The sequence below is a fragment of the bacterium genome, from assembly GCA_016873475.1.
Classification (GTDB): Bacteria; Krumholzibacteriota; Krumholzibacteriia; order JACNKJ01; family JACNKJ01; genus VGXI01.
The window spans coordinates 1-1,879 of sequence record VGXI01000385.1 but is presented as its reverse complement, the minus strand read 5'-3'; the positions used below and the strand labels follow the sequence as shown (position 1 = coordinate 1,879).

Below are 1,879 nucleotides of genomic sequence, written 5' to 3'. Positions count from 1 at the left end.
GGAGTTGCGCGCGCTGGCCGCGACGCCGCTGGCGGAGCCGATCGATCCGCACAAGCCCTTCGTCGACACCATCGAGCTCAGGCACCCGGAGACGGGCGAGCGCCTGCGCCGCGTGCCGGATGTGATCGACGCCTGGTTCGACTCGGGAGCGATGCCCTACGCCCAGTGGCACTACCCCTTCGAGAACGAGGAGCGCTTCGCGGGCCAGTTCCCCGCGGATTTCATCTGCGAGGCGGTGGACCAGTCGCGCGGCTGGTTCTACAGCCTGCTCGCGCTCGGCGTCTTCCTGCGCGGCGAGGCGCCCTACAAGCGCGTGCTGGTCAGCGGGCACGTCGTCGACGCCCAGGGCAAGAAGATGAGCAAGTCCCTGGGCAACCGCGTCGATCCCTTCGCGCTGCTCGACAGCGAGGGCGCCGACGCCATCCGCCTCTACATGGCGACGGCCGGGCCGCTCTGGACGGCGCTCAAGTTCGACACCGGCGGCCCGCGCGACATGAACGCCAAGACCCTGGGCACCCTGCGCAACAGTTACGCCTTCTTCGCGCAGTACGCCCGGCTCGACGGCTGGACGCCCGGCTGCTGCGCGCCGCGCCTGAGCCTGCTCGACCGCTGGATCCGCTCGCGCTTCGAGACCCTCGTCGGCGAGATGCGCGCCGATCTGGAGGCCCTCGACCTCTCGCGCGCCGCCAAAAGGTTCTGCGAGTTTACCAACGAAGAGCTGAGCAACTGGTACGTCCGCCGCAGCCGCCGCCGCTTCTGGAAGGGCGCGATGAACCCCGACAAGGCGGGCGCCTACGAGACGCTCTGGAGCGTGCTCGAGGGCTCGGCGCGCCTGGCGGCGCCCTTCATCCCCTTCCTCAGCGAGGCGATCTACCGCGGCCTGCACGGGGCGGATCTCGCGGGCGAGGACCCGACGAGCGTCCACCTGGCGAGCTACCCGCGCCCGGCGCCCGCGCGCCGCGACGAGGCGCTCGAGGAGGCGATGGCGGGCGTGCTCGCCGTGGTCGGCCTCGGCCGCACCCTGCGCAACCTCTCGGGCCAGCGCACGCGCCAGCCCCTGCCGGGCTTCGCCGTCGCCGGTGGCGGCGCGGCGCTCGCGCGCGTGCTCGCCGACGGCGAGCTCAGCGAGCTGATCCTCGACGAGCTGAACGTGAAGCAGGTGGTCCAGCTCGCCGACCCGGGCGAGCGGATGCGCTTCGTCGTCAAGCCGCGCTTCAAGCTGCTCGGCCCGCGCCTGGGCGGCGCGATGAAAGCGGTGGCCGAAGCGCTGGCCGCACTGCCGCCGGCCGCCGTGCTCGCCGGCTACCGCGAGGGCTCGCTGAGCGTCAGCGCGCAGGGCCAGAGCTTCAGCCTCGCCCGCGAGGAGCTGGACTTCCTTGTCGAGCCCCTGGGGAACTTCGCCGTGGGGCTGGAGGGCGCCCTCGCCGGGGCCCTCGACCTGACGCTCGACGAGGCGCTGCTGCGCGAGGGCCACCTGCGCGAGCTCGTCAACCGCGTCCAGAACCTGCGCAAGAGCGCGGGGCTCGCCGTCTCCGACCGCGTCCGCCTGCGCTGGACGGGCGGGGCGCTGACCCGGGCGACGCTTGCCGAGCACGGCGGACGTCTGGCCGAGGAGGTCCTCGCCCTCGCCGTGGCGGAGGGTCTGGGGGGCGCCGGCGCCCGCGAGGTCTACCAGCTCGGCGGCGAGGAGGTCACGGTTGAGCTCGAGAAGGCCTAGCACCGACTGGGGGCTCTTCGTCGCCACGGTCCTGGCGGTGCTGGCCGCCGACCTGCTAACGAAGTACCTGGTCACCGCCGGCCTCTGGCGGGACAGCTACCTCGGCGGCATGCTGCGCATCACGCGCGTGGACAACCCGGGCGCGGCCTTCGGGCTCTTCGC

At 72.9% G+C, this 1,879-nt stretch carries 2 protein-coding genes; both read left to right on the top strand.

All coding sequences use genetic code 11. The features are described from left to right. Nucleotides 1-1,717 (top strand): class I tRNA ligase family protein (locus tag FJ251_16015; protein ID MBM4119206.1); only part of this gene is annotated, 1,717 nt, incomplete at its 5' end. Next, nucleotides 1,698-1,879: signal peptidase II (locus FJ251_16010; protein ID MBM4119205.1), on the top strand; the 182-nt coding region annotated here is incomplete at its 3' end. The genes FJ251_16015 and FJ251_16010, both read left to right, overlap by 20 nt.